We start from the raw sequence: 19,085 nt of genomic DNA on the forward strand, positions 1-19,085 counted from the left end.
TGCTCCGACCGCCCGTATCCAGCGTTACGCGGATCGGTCCAGAGCGCGCAGCGAGCGGTCCGTGATCGAGCGGGCGCCGCGCCCGATCGCGATCGTGCCGGACTGGACCAGTTCCTTGATGCCGTACGGCTCGAGCATCTTGAGCATCGCGGACAGCTTCTCACCGGACCCGGTGGCCTCGATGGTGACGGCCTCCGGGGAGACGTCGACCGTCTTGGCGCGGAACAGCTGGACGATCTCCACGATCTGGGAGCGCGTCTCGTTGTCGGCGCGCACCTTCACCAGGACGAGTTCACGCTGAACCGCCTGGCCGGGCTCCAGCTCGACGATCTTCAGCACGTTGACGAGCTTGTTGAGCTGCTTGGTGACCTGCTCCAGCGGCAGGTCCTCGACGCCCACCACGATGGTGATGCGGGAGATGTCGGGGTGCTCGGTGACACCGACCGCCAGCGAGTCGATGTTGAACCCTCGGCGGGAGAACAGGGCGGCGATCCGGGCGAGGATGCCCGGCGTGTTCTCCACCAGGACGGAGAGCGTGTGCTTGGACATGGTCTCTGGGTCTCTCTCGCTCAGTCGTCTTCGTTGTCGCCGAAGTCCGGGCGGACGTCCCGGGCGGCGAGGATCTCGTCGTTGGAGGTGCCGGCGGCGACCATCGGCCAGACCATCGCGTCCTCGTGGACGATGAAGTCGACCACGACCGGACGGTCGTTGATGGAGTTCGCCTCCGCGATGACCTTGTCCAGGTCCTCGGGGCGCTCGCAGCGCAGACCGACGCAGCCCATCGCCTCGGACAGCTTCACGAAGTCCGGCACGCGGGTGCCCCTGGCCTGCGGGTTGATGTCCTCCGGGCCGCTGTGCAGCACGGTGTTGGAGTAGCGCTGGTTGTAGAAGAGGGTCTGCCACTGGCGGACCATGCCGAGGGCGCCGTTGTTGATGATGGCGACCTTGATCGGGATGTTGTTCAGGGCGCAGGTGGTCAGTTCCTGGTTGGTCATCTGGAAGCAGCCGTCGCCGTCGATCGCCCAGACCGTCTGCTGCGGCTGCCCGGCCTTGGCGCCCATCGCGGCCGGGACCGCGTACCCCATCGTCCCGGCGCCGCCGGAGTTCAGCCAGGTGGCGGGCTTGTCGTACTGGATGAAGTGCGCGGACCACATCTGGTGCTGACCCACACCCGCCGCGAAGATCGTGCCCTCGGGGGCGAGCTGCCCGATGCGCTCGATGACCGCCTGCGGGGAGAGCGAGCCGTCCTCGGGCTGTTCGTAGCCGAGCGGGTAGGTCTCGCGCCAGCGGCTCAGATCACTCCACCAGGCGCTGTAGTCACCCTTGTTGCCCTCGCTGTGCTCCTTCTGCACCGCCTGGACCAGGTCGGCGATGACCTCACGGGCATCACCGACGATCGGCACGTCCGCGGCCCGGTTCTTGCCGATCTCCGCCGGGTCGATGTCCGCGTGGACGATCTTGGCGTACGGGGCGAAGCTGTCCAGCCTGCCGGTGACACGGTCGTCGAAGCGGGCCCCGAGAGCGACGATCAGATCCGCCTTCTGCAGCGCGGTGACCGCGGTGACGGCCCCGTGCATACCCGGCATCCCCACATGCAGCGGATGGCTGTCGGGGAACGCGCCGAGCGCCATCAGCGTGGTGGTGACCGGGGCTCCGGTCAGTTCGGCCAGGACCTTCAGCTCCGCGGTGGCCTGCGCCTTCAGAACACCGCCGCCGACGTAGAGGACGGGCTTCTTCGCGGCGGCGATCAGCTTGGCCGCCTCACGGATCTGCTTGGCGTGCGGCTTGGTCACCGGCCGGTAGCCGGGCAGATCCATCACCGGCGGCCAGGAGAACGTCGTGCGCGCCTGCAGGGCGTCCTTGGAGATGTCCACCAGGACCGGACCCGGACGGCCCGTGGAAGCGATGTGGAACGCCTGCGCGATCGTGCGCGGGATGTCCTCCGCCTTGGTGACAAGGAAGTTGTGCTTGGTGATCGGCATCGTGATACCCACGATGTCCGCCTCCTGGAAGGCGTCCGTGCCGATCGCCTTCGACGCCACCTGACCCGTGATCGCCACCATCGGCACCGAGTCCATGTGCGCGTCCGCGATCGGCGTCACCAGGTTCGTCGCACCCGGCCCCGACGTGGCCATGCAGACACCGACCTTCCCGGTGGCCTGCGCATAACCCGTGGCCGCGTGACCCGCGCCCTGCTCATGCCGCACCAGGACGTGGCGCACCCGGGTGGAATCCATCAACGGGTCGTACGCCGGCAGGATCGCACCGCCCGGAATACCGAAGACCGTGTCCGCGCCGACCTCCTCAAGAGAGCGGATGAGGGACTGCGCACCCGTGACGTGCTCGACGGGGGCGGAGTGCTGTCCTCCGGAACGGGGCCGCGGCTGCGGATGGTGGGCCCCGGTGGCCTGCTCGGTCATCGGCATTCTCTTCTCGATGCTGAGGGTTTTTGCGAGGTTTGTACGGAGTTCAAGCGCTGCACGAAAGGCACTCGTGCAACAAAAAACCCCTCGTGCCGCAAGGCAAGCGAGGGGAGCGCGCCGGTGAGGTCGCTGGGGATTCCGGATCGTCCTCCGGTGGGTCCCAGCTCAGCCGACGCGCTGTCCAAGTACGAGAATTCGGGTGCGCATGGCACTGACCCTCCCCCCGGCACGCACCATGTGTCAAGTGGGTGGGACGGGAGTCTCAGAATGTGAGCGAAGGGCACTGCCGCCCCCCAGGACAGCGGGAAAGCCCCCTGTGTACACCCCCTCAGGCTCCCGCACGCTGCCGGCGAACGCCGGTTCGGCCGGGGCGTGCGGCACCGGGTAGTGGCCGGATCCGAGCGCCCGGCGCAGCCGGTACTCGTCCAGCGGACCGGCGAACGCCATGCCCTGCCCATGGGTGCAGCCCATGGCGCGCAGCGCGACCACCTGCTCGGGCAGGTCGACGCCCTCGGCCAGGGACTGGAGCCCGAGATCGCCGGCGATCCGCAGCAGACCGCTGGTGATCTTGTGCAGCCGGGCGGACTCGACCACACCCTCGACCAGGCTGCGGTCGAGCTTGAGGATGTCCACGGGCAGCCGCCGCAGGGCCGTGATGGCCGCGTACCCGCTGCCGAAGCCGTCCAGCGCGATCCGCACCCCGAGCCGGCTGAGCGCGGTCAGGCGCCGCTCCAGCTCGTCCAGGGAGACCCGGGGATCGGTGTCGGACAGCTCGACGACCAGCGCCCCGGGCGGCAGCCCGTGCCGGGTCAGCAGCGCCTCCACCGAGCCCAGTGGCATCGAGCGGTCCAGCAGCCGCCGGGCGCTCATCCGGACCGCGACCGGCACGGCGAGCCCGGTCGCGGCGCGCTCGGCCGCCTGTTCCACGGCCTCCTGGAGGATCCAGCGGTCCAGCTCGGCGGTCTTGTCGCCGTCCTCGGCCACCCGCAGGAACTCGGCCGGGGTGAACAGCACCCCTTGGGAGGAGCGCCAGCGCGCCTGCGCGGAGACAGACGTGATCCGGCCGTTCTGCAGGCCCACCACGGGCTGGTGGAGCAGCGCGAACTCGCCGTCGTGCAGCGCGGCACGCAGGCGCGTGGCCAGTTCCGCCTTGCGGACGACGTCCTGCTGCATCTGCGGCCTGTACAGCTCGACCCGGCCCTTTCCGGCCGACTTCGCGCGGTACATCGCGAGATCGGCGTTGCGCAGCAGCTCGCCCGCGCCCAGGCCCGGTTCGGCGAAGGCGACGCCGATGGAGGCATTGACCCGGACGTCGTTGCCGTCGATGGCGTACGGCTGGGAGAGGGTCGCCCTGAGGCGGTCGGCGAGCTCCAGGATGTTCCGCTCCCGGGCGGCGCGGTCCCGGGTGCCGTCCCCGACGATCAGGGCCGCGAACTCGTCGCCGCCGAGCCGGGAGGCGGTGTCCCCCTGCCGGACGGCGTCCTGGAGCCTGCGGGCGGCCTGGATGAGCAGTTCGTCCCCGGCCTGGTGCCCGATCGTGTCGTTGACGGCCTTGAAGCCGTCCAGGTCGATGAAGAGCACGGCCGTGCCACGCAGGGCGGCACCCCGGTCGGTGGCCCGGCGGCCGGACAGGGCCTGCTGCACGCGCCGGGTGAACAGCGCACGGTTGGGCAGGTCGGTCAGCGGGTCGTGTTCGGCGTTGTGCTGCAACTGCGCCTGGAGGCGGACCCTTTCCGTCACGTCCCGGCTGTTGAAGATGAGCCCGCCGTGGTGGCGGTTGACGGTCGACTCGACGTTGAGCCAGCCGCCGTCGCCGGAGCGGAACCGGCACTCGATGCGCGTGGTGGGCTCCTCCAGCGGGCTGACGGCGAGGAAGCGGCGTACCTCGTGCACCACACAGCCCAGGTCCTCCGGGTGGATGAGACCGGCCAGCTCGGTGCCCACCAGCTCCTCGGCGGGCCTGCCGTACACCCCGGCGGCGGCCGGGGAGACGTACCGGAGGATGCCGTTCGGCGCGGCGATCATGATGACGTCGCTGGAGCCCTGCACCAGGGAGCGGAAGTGGTTCTCCTTCTGCGCCAGTTCCTGGGTGAGGGTGATGTTGTCCAGCAGCATGATGCCCTGCCGGATGACGAGCGCCAGCACCACGGCGCCCGCGGTGATCAGCACGACGTGATCCGGTCTGCGGCCGTTGAGGACGTTGTACAGGATGCCCAGGGTGCACACGGCCGCGGCGAGGTAAGGGGTGAGGGCGGCGAGGGAGCCGGTGAGCGGCCGGCCGGCCGGGTACCGGGTGTGCTCGCCGCCCGGCGCGGGCAGGGGCGGGAGGGTGTGGCCCGGGCTGCGCTGACCGGGCACGTGCTCGTGGACCACGCGCGTGTGCCCGTCGGCCGTGCGTGCCTCCTGCGCGCTCCGGCGCCGGGGCGCGGCCCAGGGGGCGTAGGCGAGCAGCAGCGAACCGGCGAACCAGCCCGCGTCCAGCAGCTGCCCGGAGCGGTAGCTGCTGTGCAGCAGCGGCGAGGTGAACAGGGCGTCGCACATCACGGTGAGCGCGAGGGCGCCGATCGCGGTGTTCACCGCCGTACGGTTGCCCGGGGCGCGCCGGAAGTGCAGTGCGAGGACCATGCTGACGAGGGCGATGTCGAGCAGCGGGTACGCCAGTGACAGCGCGGCGTGGGCCACGCTCGACCCGTCGAACCGGGCCGCCTGGGCGAGCGCGAGGCTCCAGGAGAGGGTGAGCAGCGAGCCGCCGATCAGCCAGGCGTCCAGCCCCAGGCAGATCCAGCCGGCCCTCGTCACCGGCCGCTTGGCGAGCACCAGCAGGCCCACGATGGCGGGCGGTGCGAAGCACAGGAAGAACAGGTCGGCGTAGCTCGGGCTGGGCACGGTCCGGCCCAGCACGACCTCGTACCAGCCCCAGACCGCGTTGCCCAGGGCCGCCATGGCCGAGGAGAGGGCGAACAGCAGCCAGGCCGACCGGAAGCGCACGCGCCGGCTGCGGGCGTACAGGAAACAGGAGACGGCGGCGGTACCCGCCGCCGCACTCAGTCCGAAGTCGCCCATGACGAGCGCGATCTGGCTCGTCCCCCAGTCGAACGCGGCTCCGACGGCGTAGGCCGCGCAGACCAGGGCGAGGACGAGCTGTTCCATCAGGCGGGTATTGTCGCCGGCGGCCGGGCGGCGGGGCGGCGGCGCCTCGTGCGGGTGCGGTGCGCGCACCGCGTCGTCGAGGGTGGTCGTCATCGAGGGCGGCGCACTCACCGGGGCCTCCCGGTCCGCGCCGCTCCCGAGTCCCGACGGTCCCGGTGCGCTGGGTGCGCATGCCTGCGACGGCCGCTGTGCCTGCCCTGGTGGTGACTGTGGTGACTGTGATGGCTGGTGTGCCGGCCGCGTCGCCGCGCGGCCGTGCGCCAGGGTCGCCGTCGGCGGCTCCGCCGCGTCGGATCGTTCGTCCATAGGCCGTGCATCGCCCGTCGCCCCCCTCACAAATCTGAAATGTCCGTCCCCGGGCGCCGAGTGGTCAGCGGCGCAGCCCCTGTCGGGACGATACACCAGGATCGTCACTCAGGGACATAGTGTCTCTACGCTCCGTGACGACCAGGGAATATGCGCGTACGGGCCGCGTCCGAAAGATTGCGGAGGGTGCCGGAAGGGGGCTACCGCCCCTTTGTTCCCGCCGTTTCGGGTCCGGTCGTAAGGATCACGTTCCGCAGGGGTTCCTGGTGGACGAACCGGGTCAGCTGGTCCACGATCAGCCGCTTGGCGCGCGGCAGGAAGGCCGAGGAGGGCCCGCCGACGTGCGGGCTGATCAGCACGCCGGGCGCCTGCCACAAGGGATGGCCCGGGGGCAGCGGCTCCGGGTCCGTCACGTCCAGGGCGGCGGTGATCCGGCCCCGCTCCAGCTCGGCGAGGAGCGCCTTGGTGTCGACCACGGGCCCCCGCGCGACGTTCACCAGCAGCGCCCCGTCCTTCATCCGGGCGAGGAAGCCGGCGTCGACGAGCCCCCGGGTGTCCGCCGTGAGCGGCGTGCAGAGGATCACCACGTCCGCCTCGGGGAGCAGTGGAAGCACATCGGTGATCGGGTGCACAAGACCGCGCGCCGTGGTGCGCCGGGAGCGCGCGATGCGCGCCACCCGCGCGACCTCGAACGGCACGAGCCGATCCTCGATGGCGGCACCGATGGGCCCGTAACCGACGATCATGACGTTCTTGTCGGCGAGAGCGGGGTGGAAACCGCCCTCCCAGCGCTCCTGCTGCTGGGCGCGGACGAACCCGGGGATGCCGCGCAGCGCGGCGAGGGTCAGGGTGAGCGCCAGCTCTGCCGTGCTCGTCTCGTGCACCCCACGCGCGTTGCACAGACGCACGCCGGGCACGATCGCCGACAGCCGCGCGGTGATGTCGTCCACGCCGGCGGTGAGCGTCTGGACGACCCGGACGTTCGTCAGGTGCTCCAGCGGCCCCACCCTGACCGACAGCCGCTTCATGTACGGCACCACGTACACGGCGCACTCCGCGGGGTCGCCGGGAAACGGCTGGTCACCGTCCTCACCGCCGTCCCAGAACAGGTACCGGGGTCCCTCGGGCAGCCCCTCGATCTCCTCGGGCGGAATGGGAAGCCAGACGTCTGAAGTCATGCGAGGAGGCTATGTCAGGCACGCGCGCGTGCAGAGGTTAGGTTGGTGGCCGGGCAGAGGGAGGTTCACGAGCAGGTGGAGCGCAGGACGATCGGCGCGGGGGGACTCGCGGTGGGGGCCGTCGGACTCGGATGCATGCCGATGAGCTGGGCGTACAGCGGATCGCGTCAGCGCGGTGACGAGTCGCTCAGAACCGTGCACCGGGCGCTGGACCTGGGCTCCGGTCTCCTGGACACCGCGGACATGTACGGCCCGTTCACCAACGAGCTGCTGCTGGGCCGCGCACTGAAGGAGCGGCGCCGGGACGCCTTCGTGTCCACGAAGGTGGGGCTGCTGGTGGGCGAGCAGCACATCGTGGCCAACGGCCGCCCCGGTTATGTGCGGCGGGCCTGCGACGCCTCGCTGCGCCGGCTCCAGACCGACGTGATCGACCTGTACCAGTTGCACCGGGCCGACCCCGAGGTGCCCGTCGAGGAGACGTGGGGCGCGATGGCGGACCTGGTGCGGGCCGGGAAGGTGCGGGCCCTGGGCCTGTGCGCGGTGGGGGCGCGCGGCGGACGCCGCTCGGGCACCGGCCTGTACGACACGACGCTGCGCCAGTTGCAGCGGGTGCAGCAGGTGTTCCCGGTGAGCGCGGTGCAGGCGGAGCTGTCGGTGTGGTCCCCGGAGGCGCTCCGGGCGCTGTTGCCGTGGTGCGAGGCGCGGGGGGTGGGTTTCCTGGCGGCGATGCCGCTGGGCAACGGCTTCCTGACCGGCACGCTGACGCCGGGCGAGGGCTTCGAACCGGACGACGTACGCGCCCGGCATCCCCGCTTCACCGCCGAGATGATGGCGGCCAACCAGCCGATCGTCGCGGGCCTGCGGCGCGTCGCCCGCCGGCACGGGGAGGACGTCACCCCGGCCCAGGTGGCCCTGGCCTGGGTGCTGGCGCAGGGCCGCCATGTGATCGCGCTGCCGGGCACCAAGCGGGAGCACTGGGCCGCCGAGAACGCGGCGTCCGCCGGTCTGCGGCTGACCGCGGAGGACCTGGCGGAGCTCGCCCGGCTGCCACCGGCCCAGGGGTCGTGGGACTGAGGGTTCCCGTCATCGGTCGCACCATAGCGGTGACCCGGCGGCCGCCGGCGGTGTATGAGAGGGAGAGGGTGTCGTTGGACCGCCGCCTCGAAGGGACCTTGATCGTGCGACGTCGAGCTGTACCGGCCGTGCTGGCCGCGACCGCCCTGCTGCTGACAGCCGGCTGCTCCTCGGGGCACGGGGACTTCCCGGCCGGCCGGCCGTCCGCCACCGCACCCGGAGCCACCGCTTCCGGGCACGGCACCGAGTCGGCTGCCCCGGCCAAGGGGTCGGTGACGGTGCTGCGCACGGTGGCCGAGGGACTGAAGTCGCCCTGGGGGCTTGCTCCGCGGCCCGGCGGCGGACTGCTGGTCTCCTCCCGGGACGACGGGACGATCACCCGGATCGACGAGAAGACGGGGAAGAAGACCGAGCTGGGCACGGTCTCCGGGGTCTCCCCGGCGGGCGAGGGCGGCCTGCTGGGCATCGCCCTCTCCCCCGACTACGCCTCGGACCACATGATCTACGCCTACTTCACCTCCGCGTCGGACAACCGCATCGTGCGCATGCTGTACGACGAGCGGAAGCCGGCCGGTGAGCAACTGGGCGCTCCGGACACGGTGTTCAAGGGCATCCCCAAGGGCTTCATCCACAACGGCGGCCGCATCGCGTTCGGCCCGGACGGGATGCTGTACGCGGGTACCGGCGAGAGCGGGCAGCGAGGGCTGGCACAGGACCGGAAGTCGCTGGGCGGCAAGATCCTGCGGCTGACCCCGGACGGCGAGCCGGCGCCGGGCAACCCGTTCCCCGGCTCCCCGGTGTACTCGTATGGCCACCGGAACGTCCAGGGGCTGGCCTGGGACGACCGGCAGCGGTTGTTCGCCTCGGAGTTCGGGCAGGACACCTGGGACGAGTTGAACGCGATCAAGCCGGGCGACGACTACGGCTGGCCGAAGGCCGAGGGCAAGTCCTCCGGCACCGGCTTCCACGACCCCCTCGCCCAGTGGCACACCGACGACGCCTCCCCCAGCGGCATCGCCTACGCGGACGGTGTGATCTGGATGGCGGCCCTGAAGGGCGGGCGCCTGTGGCGGGTCCCGCTGCGCGGCACGCGGGCCGCGGCGGCCCCGCAGGCGTTCCTCACCGGCGACTACGGCCGCCTGCGCACGGTGGCGGCGGCGGGCGGCGACAAGCTGTGGCTGGTCACGAGCAACACGGACGGCCGTGGCAAGCCGCGTGAGGGCGACGACCGGATCCTGGAGTTGCGGGTGCGGTGAGTGGCCCGACCGCGGGTCTTGGGCGCGTCGTTGCGCGTCATCGCATGTCGTCGCGCTTCATCGGCGCCTCGGCGGGCGCGGTGAGCGGACCGGCCGGACGTCGATGCCGCCGCACGTCATCCGCGCCTCGACAGGTGCGGTGAACCGACCGGCCGGACGTCGATGCCGCCGCACGTCATCCGCGCGTCGGCGGGCGTGGTGAGTGGGCCCGGCCGGACGTCGTCGGAGTGTCATGCTCCCGTCGTCGGCCGGTACCCGCCTTTCCGGCCGTTCGCCGGGTTCATCCGGCCTCGGGACGGGGCCCGGGCTCGGGACGGGGCCCGGGCTCGGGACGGGGCCCGGGCTCGGGACGGGGCCCGGGCTCGGGACGGGGCCCGGGCTCGGGCTCGGGAACGGGCTCAGGTTCGGGAACGGGCTCAGGTTCGGGTTCGGGCTCGGGTTCGGGTTCGGGTTCGGGTTCGGGTTCGGGTTCGGGTTCGGGTTCGGGTTCGGGTTCGTCGGATGGTGGTTCCGGCAGGCGTATCACCGCTTTTCCCGACCTCAGGTCGATGGGGCCGCGGCCGGGGTCGTTGTCGCCGACGTCCTCCCGGGACAGTTCGAGCCGGTTCAGCTCGTCCCGGGTGTGCTTGCGGCCGGGCGCGAACAGTTCCTCGAAGGCGTTGAACACGGCTCCCCCTCTTGCCGGTTTCCTCCAGCGTAGGTCTCAGCCGGGCGTTTCCGCAGTGAGCGTCCCGGCCACGAACAGGCCGAGCCGGTGCGCCACCGCCGCCGCCTCACCCCGGCCCGAGACGCCGAGCTTGCCGAGGATGTTCGAGACGTGGACGCTCGCGGTCTTCGGGGAGATGAACAGTTCCTCGGCTATCTGGCGGTTGGTGCGGCCTGCCGCGACCAGGCCGAGGACGTCCCGCTCCCGGCTGGTGAGGCCGAGCGCCGCGGCCGGGTCGGCGGAAGCCGGGGCCTGTCCGGAGGCGCCGGCCAGGGTGAGGCGGGCGCGCTGGGCGAGCCGGGCGACGGCGTCGGCGAGAGGGCGGGCCTCCAGGTGGGCGGCGACCGCCGCGGCCAGCCGGAGCAGCTCCACCGCGCGGTCGCGCTCGCCGTCACCGCCCTCGGCCAGCAGCGCCCCGGCGAGGCGGTGGCGGACCCGGGCGAGGTCGTAGGGACGCTCCAGGCACTCGAACCCGGCGACGACCGGGGACCAGGTGTCGACGGTGTCCCGGCCTGCCGCCCGCAGGAGTTCCGCTCGGGTCCACTGGCCGTAGGCCCGCCAGAGGGGGACGCCGGTGGTGAGGGTCCGTACGGCCGCCGCGAGGCGGTCGAGGGTCTCGGTGCGGCCGGGCCGGGCGGCGGGCAGGGTTCGGGCGTCCGCCTCCGCGGTGGCGGCGGCCAGCAGCAGCGGCCAGCCGTGGCGGTGGGTGCCGGGCGGGAAACCCGCGTCCAGGACAGGCAGCAGTGCCGCGCGGGCGTCGGCTGTCCGGCCCTCCGCCGCGGCGATGCCGAGGGCGACGCGGGCCAGCGGCAGGGACTGCTGGGGCCGGGAGTCATGGGTGCCGTACCAGGCGCGGGCTGCGGCGAGTTGCCGGCCGGCCTCGGCGAGGTCGCCGCGGGCCAGGGCGAGGTGGGCCAGGCGCAGGGCACCCGCGGCGCGGGGCTTGGCGCTGTGGCCGACCCCGGTCGCGTGCGCGGCGGCCTCGGCGGCCTCCCGCCACTGACCCAGCGAGTACAGCGCGTCGGACAGGTTGCCCCAGGCCCAGGCCCCGGAGTCCAGCAGGCCGTACCGGCGGCAGAAGTCGACGCCCTCGCGCAGCAGGGGGACGGCCTCCCGGTCCCGGCCGACGCTCTGCAGCGCGGACGGCAGATTCACATAGGCACGGCCCGCGACATGGTGCACGCCCTCCGCCCGGGTGTCCCGCAGGACCTGCCGCATCTGCGTGAGACCGGCCTCCGGGTCGCCGGACTCCACCGTCAGGCCGCCCAGGGTGAGCAGGGCGTGCAGTTCGGTCTCGCGGGCGCCCACCATCCGCGCGTACTCCACGGCCCGCTCGGCGGCGGCGAGGGCCTCGGGGCCGGGCCGGTGCTGCATGGACCAGTTGGCGGCGACCGCCAGCACCTCGGCGTGCACCTCGGACGGCGGCAGGCCGCGCACCAGGTCCTGGGCGGTGGCCAGCTCCTGCCAGCCGTCGCCGCGGCCCTGTGCCTGCACCAGCCGGGAGCGCTGCACCCAGAACCAGGCGGCGCGCAGGGGGTCCTGCTCCTCCTCCAGCAGGCGCAGGGCCCGCTTGGTGATCTTCAGGGCGCGTTCGCGTTCGCCGCCGAGGCGACCCGCCACCGCCGCCTCGGCCATCAGGTCGAGATAGCGCAGGGGGGTGGTGGCCGGATCGGTGCCGCACGGGGGACAGCCCTCGGCGTAGTCGACCGGGCGCAGGGCGGAGCGCACCTCCTCGGGGGCGCCGTCCCACAGTTCCATCGCCCGTTCCAGCAGTCCGAGTTGCTCGGTGTAGGCGTGCCGGCGGCGGGCGACGACGCCGGCGGCCAGGACGGCGGGCAGGGCTTTCGCGGCGTCGTGGGCGTGGTACCAGTAGCTGGCCAGGCGCATCACGCGCGCGTCGGCGGGGACGAGGGCGGGGTCGGCCTCCAGGGCCTCGGCATAGCGGCGGCTGAGCCGGGAGCGTTCGCCGGGCAGCAGGTCGTCGGCCACGGCCTCGCGGACCAGGGAGTGCCGGAAGCGGTAGCCGTCGCCGGCCGGGGTGACGGTGAGGAGGTTGGCGCCGACGGCGGCCCGCAGCGCCTCGATGAGGTCGTCCTCGGTGAGCTGGGCCACGGCCGCGATCAGCGGGTACTCCACCGTGGAGCCGCCCTCGGCGACGATCCGGGCGACCCGCTGGGCGCTCTCGGGCAGCGCCTCGACGCGGACGAGGAGCAGGTCGCGCAGGGAGTCGGTGAGGCCGGTGCGGTTGCCCTCACAGGCGGCGACGGCGAGTTCCTCGATGAAGAAGGCGTTGCCGTCGGAGCGTTCGTAGATCTCGTCCACCTGGGCGGGGTCGGGTTCGGCGGCGAGGATGCCGGCGATCTGGCGGCCGGCCTCCTCGCGGGTGAAGCGCGCGAGTTCGATGCGGCGGACGGTGCGCAGCCGGTCCAGTTCGGCGAGCAGGGGGCGCAGCGGGTGGCGGCGGTGGATGTCGTCGGAGCGGTAGGTGGCCAGGACGAGGAGGCGGCCGGCGCGCAGGGTGCGGAACAGGTAGGCGAGCAGGTGGCGGGTGGAGGCGTCGGCCCAGTGCAGGTCCTCCAGGGCGAGCACGACGGTGCGTTCGGCGGCGACCCGCTCCAGCAGCCGGGCGGTGAGCTCGAACAGGCGGGCCAGGCCCTGTTCGTCGTGGCGGCCCGCGGCGACCTCGCCGAGGTCGGGCAGCAGCCGGGCCAGTTCCTCCTCCTGGCCGGCCGCCGCGGCGGCGAACTCCTCGGGCAGGGCGTCGCGCAGGGCCCGCAACGCGGTGGAGAAGGGGGCGAACGGCAGCCCGTCGGCACCGATCTCCACGCAGCCGCCGACGGCGACGACGGCACCACGACCGGCCGCGGCCGTGGCGAACTCCTCCACGAGGCGGGTCTTGCCCACGCCTGCCTCGCCGCCGAGCAGCAGCGCCTGCGGCTCGGCGGCCCCGGCGCGGCCGAGCGCGTCGTTCAGCGTGGCCAACTCATCGGCACGGCCGACGAACACGGGACTGACGGACCTGGTCTCCACGGGCCCGAGCATCGCACGAGGCCGGGACGGCCCGGCACCGGTTTTCCCCAGGCCCTGCATGATTGTCGTACCAGTCGTACTGGCACTCGGCGGAGTCGTCGCCGCTACCGCGGGCGCGGGAGCCGCGGGGGAAGCCGTGCCCCCGGGCGGCACGGGCGACACAGGCGACAGGGCCGTACGGCTCCGCTGGAGAACCGTACGACCCTGTTGCCGCGAGCGCCCGACCCCCGTCCGGTCGCTCTGTGCCCCCGTCGTCACGCGAAGCGCGACAGCCGGAGCCGGCGAGGGCGGTCGGTATGCGACTCGGCGACCGGGGTGCCGTTGCCGGCGTTCTCCGCGCGGCGGGCGACACGGCGGGCGCGGACGGCCTCGCGGGCCAGGCGCTCCCGCTGAGCCCTGCGGCGCAGCTCGGCGGTCCGGATCCGGTGCAGTTCGAACTCGTACATGGCAGGTCCTTCGGGAGGGACGGTGTGGTGCGTCGCTTTCTGCGATGCCTCCACTTTCGTCTCCCAGGGGGGTGTGCCACATCGGGAGAGTTCCGCATCTTCGGGCGGCCGACGGGCCGCACGCGCGCGTAAGGGGCCTTAGGGCGTCCGTGAGGTGGTCACGGATTCCCTAAGGCCCCTGGGAGCTGCGGCTTTCAGCCGGCCGAGGGCAGGCCGAGCAGTGCGTCGGAGTACTTCAGGACGGCCAGGAGCAGGCCGATGACACCGAGCGAGACGCCCGCCCAGGCGACCGACTTGATCCAGGGTGCCTGGGGGCGGCCGGGGGTGCCGAACGCGGGGCGGGCCAGCACGACCACGCCGGTGATCAGCGCGGCCAGTGCGAACAGGCCGGCCCACAGGGCGGTGGTGTGCCAGGCGTCGCCGTAGACCTCCTTCAGCTGCCGGCCGACGCTCGCGGTGGAGGACGTCTGGAGCTGGCCGACGAGCTGCTCGCGGGCGGAGGCGACGGTGCCGATCCAGCCGCCGGTGAGCGAGACCAGACCCAGCGCGGCCGAGACGACGGCCCCGGCGCCCTGGCCGACGCCGGAGGCCACCTTGGCACCGGCGCCGTCGGCCGGCTCACCCGCCTCGTCGGCGTCACCGGCCTCGCCCGCGTCACCGGCCTCGCCCGCGTCACCGGCCTCGCCCGCGTCACCCGCCGCATCCGCGTCGTGCGCAGCGTCCCCGGCGTCCCCACGGTCCTGGGCGTGCTCAGGGTGTGCCGCGTCCGGAGTGTCCTGGGCGTCCCGTTCCCCGGCTCCCGCCCGGCGGTCCCGCCCCTCCTCGGCGGCGCCGGCCGCCGCCGTCTCGTCGTCCTTGCGCGCCGCGGTACCGGCCTCGGCGCCTTCCGCTGTCTTCGTTGCCATGCCTGGCACCGTACGGACGCTCTCTGAGAGGTCCCTTAATGATCGAAAGCCGGGTCAGTGGTCGTCGTGCGCGGTACGCGCGCGTGCCGCACGCCACTCGGGCGCGAGCAGCGCCCAGATCTCAGTGCTGGTACGCACGCCCCGGTGCCGGTAGTTCTCGCGGAGCACGCCCTCGCGGGTCATGCCGAGGCGCCGGGCGACGTCGATGCTCGGCTCGTTGGCCGTGGACACATGCCACTCCACCCGGTGCATGCCGCGCTCCTCGAAGGCCCAGTCGAACAGCACCCGCATGCCGCGGGTGACCAGTCCGCGTCCGGCCGCCGCCGGCTCCAGCCAGCAGCCGGCCTCGCAGACCCCGCTCGAGGTGTCCCAGACCCGGAACAGCAGGCCGCCGACCAACTGGCCCTCCAGCCAGATCCCGTGCACGCTGCCGGCGTCGGCACCGCGCTTGTCGGCGTACGACTTCAGCCAGGCACGGGCGCCGTCGAGATCGCAGACCACGTCCGCCAGTCCGATGTGCCGGCCGACGAACTCCCTTCCCCGGTCGATGTTGGCGAGCAGCTCCCCGGCGTGCCACACCTCGAGGGGCCGCAGTTCGGCGCCGTCACCGCCGAGCGATGTCGCGTACATCGTGCGATTCTTCCTTCCGAGCTTCGTCCGCCGGCTTCCGCGGTTCGTCCGCCGTCTTCCACAGTTCTTCCGCCGGCTTCCACCGCTCGTCCGGCCGGCTTCCGCGGTTCGTCCGCCGGAACCCGGCCGAGCCTCTCATGAGCCGCGGACCTCAGTGATCACAGAGACGGCGACATCGATCACCCTGGCGCCGCGGCACGGGGACGTCAGTCGAACTGGTCCCCGAGCGCCATGACCATCGTTCCGACGATCAGCAGCCACAGGGCCCTGCGGGTGCGGCCCCTGGTCCCGAGCACTGTCGCGAGCGCGCACACGGCGGCCCCCAGGGCGTAGGCGGCGGGCACGAGCACCGGGGCGGATCCGGCCGCCCGGAGCAGCGCGGCGGCCAGCCCGGCCAGCGTCAGCAGCGCACCGGTACCGGCGGCGGTCCAACGGGCCCGCCGGGCGTCCCCGACGTACTCCTCACCGTCCGCAATTCGGTCACCGTCCGCAATTCGGTCGGCGTCCTCGGTGCCGGCGGCGTCCTCGGCTATCACGGGTTCGGTGTCGGAATCGGTGCGTCCACTCATGGCGGGCGAGCGTACCGCCCCCGCTCGGGAAGACCCGGTGCGGGGCGGTGCCCGCGGCCGCCGGGGCCGGTCGCTCGTCGCGCACGGGCAAGAGTGCGGCCCCGGAGGACATGCCTCCGGGGCCGTACGGCGCGGTGTGGGGTCAGCCCTCGCTGACGCCCAGCCTCTCCAGGATCAGTTCCTTGACGCGGGCAGCGTCGGCCTGGCCGCGGGTGGCCTTCATGACCGCGCCGACCAGGGCGCCGGCCGCCGCCACCTTGCCGCCGCGGATCTTGTCCGCGATGCCAGGGTTGCCGGCGATGGCCTCGTCGACCGCCGTACCGAGCGCCGAGTCGTCGGAGACGACCTTCAGGCCGCGCTTCTCGACGACCTCGTCCGGGGTGCCCTCGCCCGCGAGGACGCCCTCGATGACCTGGCGGGCCAGCTTGTCGTTCAGGTCACCCTTCGCGACCAGCTCGGTGACCCGGGCCACCTGCTCCGGCGTGATCGCCAGCTCGTCCAGCGCCGTGCCGGACTCGTTGGCGCTGCGCGCCAGTTCGCCCATCCACCACTTGCGGGCGGAGGCCGCGTCGGCACCGGCGTCGATGGTGGCGACGATCAGGTCCAGCGCGCCGGCGTTGAGGATCGCCTGCATGTCGGTGGCGGTGATGCCCCACTCGGCCAGCAGCCGGTTGCGGCGGGCCAGCGGCAGCTCGGGCAGGGCCGCGCGGATCTCCTCGACCCACTCGCGCGAGGGGGCCACGGGGACCAGGTCGGGCTCCGGGAAGTACCGGTAGTCCTCGGCCTCCTCCTTGACCCGGCCCGAGGTCGTGGACCCGGTGTCCTCGTGGAAGTGGCGGGTCTCCTGGATGATCGTGCCGCCCGAGGACAGCACGGCCGCGTGCCGCTGGATCTCGAAGCGGGCCGCGCGCTCCACGGACCGCAGCGAGTTGACGTTCTTCGTCTCGGAACGCGTACCGAACTTCTCGGTGCCGTTCGGGCGCAGCGACAGGTTCACGTCGCAGCGCATCTGGCCCATCTCCATGCGGGCCTCGGACACGCCGAGGGCCCGGATGAGTTCGCGCAGCTCGCGGACGTACGCCTTCGCCACCTCGGGAGCGCGCTCGCCGGCGCCGACGATGGGCTTGGTGACGATCTCGATCAGCGGGATGCCGGCCCGGTTGTAGTCCAGCAGGGAGTGGGACGCGCCGTGGATACGGCCCGTGGCGCCGCCGACGTGCGTCGACTTGCCGGTGTCCTCCTCCATGTGCGCGCGCTCGATGTCCACGCGGAAGGTCTCGCCGTCCTCCAGCTGCACGTCGAGGTAGCCGTTGAAGGCGATCGGCTCGTCGTACTGGGAGGTCTGGAAGTTCTTCGGCATGTCCGGATAGAAGTAGTTCTTCCGGGCGAAGCGGCACCACTCGGCGATCTCGCAGTTCAGCGCGAGACCGATCTTGATGGCCGACTCGACGCCGGTCGCGTTGACGACCGGGAGCGCGCCGGGCAGGCCGAGGCAGGTCGGGCAGGTCTGCGAGTTGGGGTCGGCGCCGAGCGCGGTCGAACAGCCGCAGAACATCTTCGTCTTGGTGCCGAGTTCGACATGGACCTCAAGGCCCATGACGGGGTCGTACGACGCCAGCGCGTCCTCGTACGACACCAGGTCGGTCGTGGTGGTCACGGTGAAAACTTCCCTCTCAGCCCAGCAGGACGTCGTCGTCGCCCAGCCGCTTCAGCTCGCGGTAGAGGATGGCGAGGCCGGTGGCGATGCCGGCGGCGGTGACGACGGCGTCGACGAGTCGCAGCGTGTCGTTCTCGGCGCGGGCCTTCTTGATCTGCTTCATGGCGCCGACCGCGCCGAACGCGGTGGCGGCCATGGACAGGTACGTACCGGACTTGGACTTCTTGAAGCCCTTGGCCTTGGTCAGTGCGCTCACAGCGACGGTGCCTCCTCCAGCAGCGGGTGGCCCCACTTTTCCACGAAGGCGGCCTCGACGGCGGCACCCACCTTGTACAGCCGGTCGTCCTGCAGCGCCGGGGCGATGATCTGCAGGCCCACCGGGAGGTTGTCCTCCGGCGCGAGGCCGCAGGGCAGGGACATGGCCGCGTTGCCCGCCAGGTTGGTCGGGATGGTGCACAGGTCCGCGAGGTACATCGCCATCGGGTCGTCGGCCCGTTCGCCGATCGCGAAGGCGGTGGTCGGGGTCGTCGGGGAGACGATCACGTCGACCTGCTCGAAGGCCCTCTCGAAGTCCTGCGTGATGAGCGTACGGACCTTCTGCGCGGAGCCGTAGTACGCGTCGTAGTAGCCGCTCGACAGGGCGTACGTGCCGAGCATGATGCGACGCTTCACCTCGGGACCGAAGCCGGCCTCGCGGGTGAGGGAGGTGACCTCCTCGGCCGAGTGGCTGCCGTCGTCGCCCGTACGCAGGCCGTAGCGCAGGCCGTCGAAGCGGGCGAGGTTGGAGGAGCACTCGGACGGCGCGATCAGGTAGTACGCCGACAGGGCGAGGTCGAAGGACGGGCAGTCCAGCTCGACGATCTCGGCGCCCAGCTCCTTGAGCAGCTCGACCGACTCGTCGAAGCGCTGGATGACACCGGCCTGGTAGCCCTCGCCGCGGAACTGCTTGACCACGCCGACGCGCATACCGGCGACGGAGCCGTTGCGGGCGGCCTCGACGACCGGCGGGACCGGGGCGTCGATGGAGGTGGAGTCCAGCGGGTCGTGGCCGGCGATCACCTCGTGCAGCAGCGCCGCGTCCAGGACCGTACGGGCGCAGGGGCCGCCCTGGTCGAGGGACGAGGAGAAGGCGACCATGCCGAAGCGGGACACCGCGCCGTACGTCGGCTTCACACCGACCGTGCCGGTGACGGCGGCCGGCTGGCGGATGGAGCCGCCGGTGTCGGTGCCGATGGCCAGCGGGGCCTGGTAGGCGGCGAGCGCGGCGGAGGAGCCGCCGCCGGAACCGCCGGGGATCTTGGTGAGGTCCCAGGGGTTGCCGGTCGGGCCGTAGGCGCTGTTCTCGGTGGAGGACCCCATGGCGAACTCGTCCATGTTGGTCTTGCCGAGGATGACGACGTCGGCGGCCTTGAGCCGCTTGGTGAGCGTCGCGTCGTACGGCGGGATCCAGCCCTCCAGGATCTTCGAGCCGACGGTCGTGGGCACGCCCTCGGTGGTGAAGATGTCCTTGAGCGCGAGCGGGACGCCGGCCAGCGGGCCGAGCTTCTCGCCGCGCGCCCGCTTCTCGTCCACGGCGCGGGCCTGGGCGAGGGCGCCCTCGCGGTCGACGTGGAGGAAGGCGTGCACCTTCTCGTCGACGGCCTCGATCCGGGCGAGGTGCGCCTCGGTGACCTCGACCGCCGTGAGCTCGCCGGAGGCGATCTTCTCGGCGATCTGCGCGGCCGTGAGCTTGATGATGTTGCTGTCCGTCATGGT

General features: G+C 72.4%; 15 protein-coding genes. 2 read left to right on the forward strand and 13 right to left on the reverse strand.

Going from position 1 to position 19,085, the window contains the following annotated elements; translation table 11 throughout:
* Positions 1-24: 24 nt before the first annotated feature.
* The 4 genes from ilvN to ACIGYR_RS18595 form a co-directional block, all read right to left on the reverse strand.
* Positions 25-549 carry an acetolactate synthase small subunit gene (gene ilvN / locus ACIGYR_RS18580; RefSeq protein WP_201843191.1) on the reverse strand — a complete coding sequence of 175 codons (525 nt, stop codon included), beginning with the start codon at positions 547-549 and terminating at the stop codon, positions 25-27.
* Between the two features lie 20 nt (positions 550-569).
* The gene (locus ACIGYR_RS18585; protein ID WP_391847092.1) at positions 570-2,420 is read right to left on the reverse strand and encodes an acetolactate synthase large subunit; all 1,851 of its coding nucleotides are present in this window, start codon (positions 2,418-2,420) and stop codon (positions 570-572) included.
* A 243-nt stretch (positions 2,421-2,663) separates the two neighbouring features.
* A complete protein-coding gene (locus ACIGYR_RS18590; protein ID WP_399598203.1) occupies positions 2,664-5,684 on the reverse strand; it encodes a putative bifunctional diguanylate cyclase/phosphodiesterase in 3,021 nt (1,006 codons plus the stop codon).
* 395 nt (positions 5,685-6,079) lie between these two features.
* Positions 6,080-7,057, reverse strand: coding sequence for a 2-hydroxyacid dehydrogenase (locus ACIGYR_RS18595; protein ID WP_399598200.1), 978 nt, complete (start codon positions 7,055-7,057; stop codon positions 6,080-6,082).
* A gap of 75 nt (positions 7,058-7,132) precedes the next feature.
* Here ACIGYR_RS18595 and ACIGYR_RS18600 point away from each other — a divergent pair, with 75 nt between their 5' ends.
* Both ACIGYR_RS18600 and ACIGYR_RS18605 read left to right on the forward strand, forming a co-directional pair.
* Positions 7,133-8,131 carry an aldo/keto reductase gene (locus ACIGYR_RS18600; RefSeq protein WP_399598658.1) on the forward strand — a complete coding sequence of 333 codons (999 nt, stop codon included), beginning with the start codon at positions 7,133-7,135 and terminating at the stop codon, positions 8,129-8,131.
* A gap of 98 nt (positions 8,132-8,229) precedes the next feature.
* Positions 8,230-9,387 carry a PQQ-dependent sugar dehydrogenase gene (locus tag ACIGYR_RS18605; protein WP_399598197.1) on the forward strand — a complete coding sequence of 386 codons (1,158 nt, stop codon included), beginning with the start codon at positions 8,230-8,232 and terminating at the stop codon, positions 9,385-9,387.
* 280 nt (positions 9,388-9,667) lie between these two features.
* On the opposite strand, the gene ACIGYR_RS18610 is transcribed toward ACIGYR_RS18605, so the two are convergent.
* The 9 genes from ACIGYR_RS18610 to gatA form a co-directional block, all read right to left on the reverse strand.
* Entirely contained in the window at positions 9,668-10,054 is a 387-nt protein-coding gene (locus ACIGYR_RS18610) for a DUF6191 domain-containing protein (protein WP_399598195.1), read from the reverse strand.
* A gap of 36 nt (positions 10,055-10,090) precedes the next feature.
* Positions 10,091-13,135, reverse strand: coding sequence for an AAA family ATPase (locus tag ACIGYR_RS18615; protein WP_399598193.1), 3,045 nt, complete (start codon positions 13,133-13,135; stop codon positions 10,091-10,093).
* Between the two features lie 242 nt (positions 13,136-13,377).
* Positions 13,378-13,569, reverse strand: a complete 192-nt coding sequence (locus ACIGYR_RS18620) for a hypothetical protein (RefSeq protein WP_399598191.1) — start codon at positions 13,567-13,569, stop codon at positions 13,378-13,380.
* 194 nt (positions 13,570-13,763) lie between these two features.
* Positions 13,764-14,474: a hypothetical protein gene (locus ACIGYR_RS18625; protein ID WP_399598188.1), complete on the reverse strand. Its 711-nt coding sequence runs from the start codon at positions 14,472-14,474 to the stop codon at positions 13,764-13,766.
* A 54-nt stretch (positions 14,475-14,528) separates the two neighbouring features.
* Positions 14,529-15,104, reverse strand: coding sequence for a GNAT family N-acetyltransferase (locus ACIGYR_RS18630; protein WP_399598185.1), 576 nt, complete (start codon positions 15,102-15,104; stop codon positions 14,529-14,531).
* Between the two features lie 206 nt (positions 15,105-15,310).
* Positions 15,311-15,673: a hypothetical protein gene (locus tag ACIGYR_RS18635; RefSeq protein ID WP_399598182.1), complete on the reverse strand. Its 363-nt coding sequence runs from the start codon at positions 15,671-15,673 to the stop codon at positions 15,311-15,313.
* 142 nt (positions 15,674-15,815) lie between these two features.
* Positions 15,816-17,330: an Asp-tRNA(Asn)/Glu-tRNA(Gln) amidotransferase subunit GatB gene (gene gatB / locus ACIGYR_RS18640; RefSeq protein ID WP_391847072.1), complete on the reverse strand. Its 1,515-nt coding sequence runs from the start codon at positions 17,328-17,330 to the stop codon at positions 15,816-15,818.
* Between the two features lie 16 nt (positions 17,331-17,346).
* Entirely contained in the window at positions 17,347-17,586 is a 240-nt protein-coding gene (locus ACIGYR_RS18645) for a hypothetical protein (protein ID WP_161292640.1), read from the reverse strand.
* On the reverse strand, positions 17,583-19,082 hold the full coding sequence (gene gatA, locus ACIGYR_RS18650; RefSeq protein ID WP_399598177.1) for an Asp-tRNA(Asn)/Glu-tRNA(Gln) amidotransferase subunit GatA: 1,500 nt from the start codon (positions 19,080-19,082) through the stop codon (positions 17,583-17,585). Before gatA ends, ACIGYR_RS18645 begins: the two co-directional genes overlap by 4 nt.
* Positions 19,083-19,085: the final 3 nt, after the last annotated feature.

The organism is Streptomyces sp. NPDC053076 (genome assembly GCF_044546845.1).
Lineage (GTDB): Bacteria > Actinomycetota > Actinomycetes > Streptomycetales > Streptomycetaceae > Streptomyces.

Excerpts from the sequence above, each read along its gene's own strand:
- ACIGYR_RS18585 (WP_391847092.1), bottom strand. The coding sequence starts at position 2,420 with ATGACCGAGCAGGCCACCGGGGCCCACCATCCGCAGCCGCGGCCCCGT.
- ACIGYR_RS18625 (WP_399598188.1), bottom strand. The coding sequence starts at position 14,474 with ATGGCAACGAAGACAGCGGAAGGCGCCGAGGCCGGTACCGCGGCGCGC.
- ACIGYR_RS18595 (WP_399598200.1), bottom strand. The coding sequence starts at position 7,057 with ATGACTTCAGACGTCTGGCTTCCCATTCCGCCCGAGGAGATCGAGGGG.
- ACIGYR_RS18635 (WP_399598182.1), bottom strand. The coding sequence starts at position 15,673 with ATGAGTGGACGCACCGATTCCGACACCGAACCCGTGATAGCCGAGGAC.
- gatA (WP_399598177.1), bottom strand. The coding sequence starts at position 19,082 with ATGACGGACAGCAACATCATCAAGCTCACGGCCGCGCAGATCGCCGAG.
- ilvN (WP_201843191.1), bottom strand. The coding sequence starts at position 549 with ATGTCCAAGCACACGCTCTCCGTCCTGGTGGAGAACACGCCGGGCATC.
- ACIGYR_RS18620 (WP_399598191.1), bottom strand. The coding sequence starts at position 13,569 with ATGTACGAGTTCGAACTGCACCGGATCCGGACCGCCGAGCTGCGCCGC.
- ACIGYR_RS18615 (WP_399598193.1), bottom strand. The coding sequence starts at position 13,135 with ATGCTCGGGCCCGTGGAGACCAGGTCCGTCAGTCCCGTGTTCGTCGGC.
- ACIGYR_RS18630 (WP_399598185.1), bottom strand. The coding sequence starts at position 15,104 with ATGTACGCGACATCGCTCGGCGGTGACGGCGCCGAACTGCGGCCCCTC.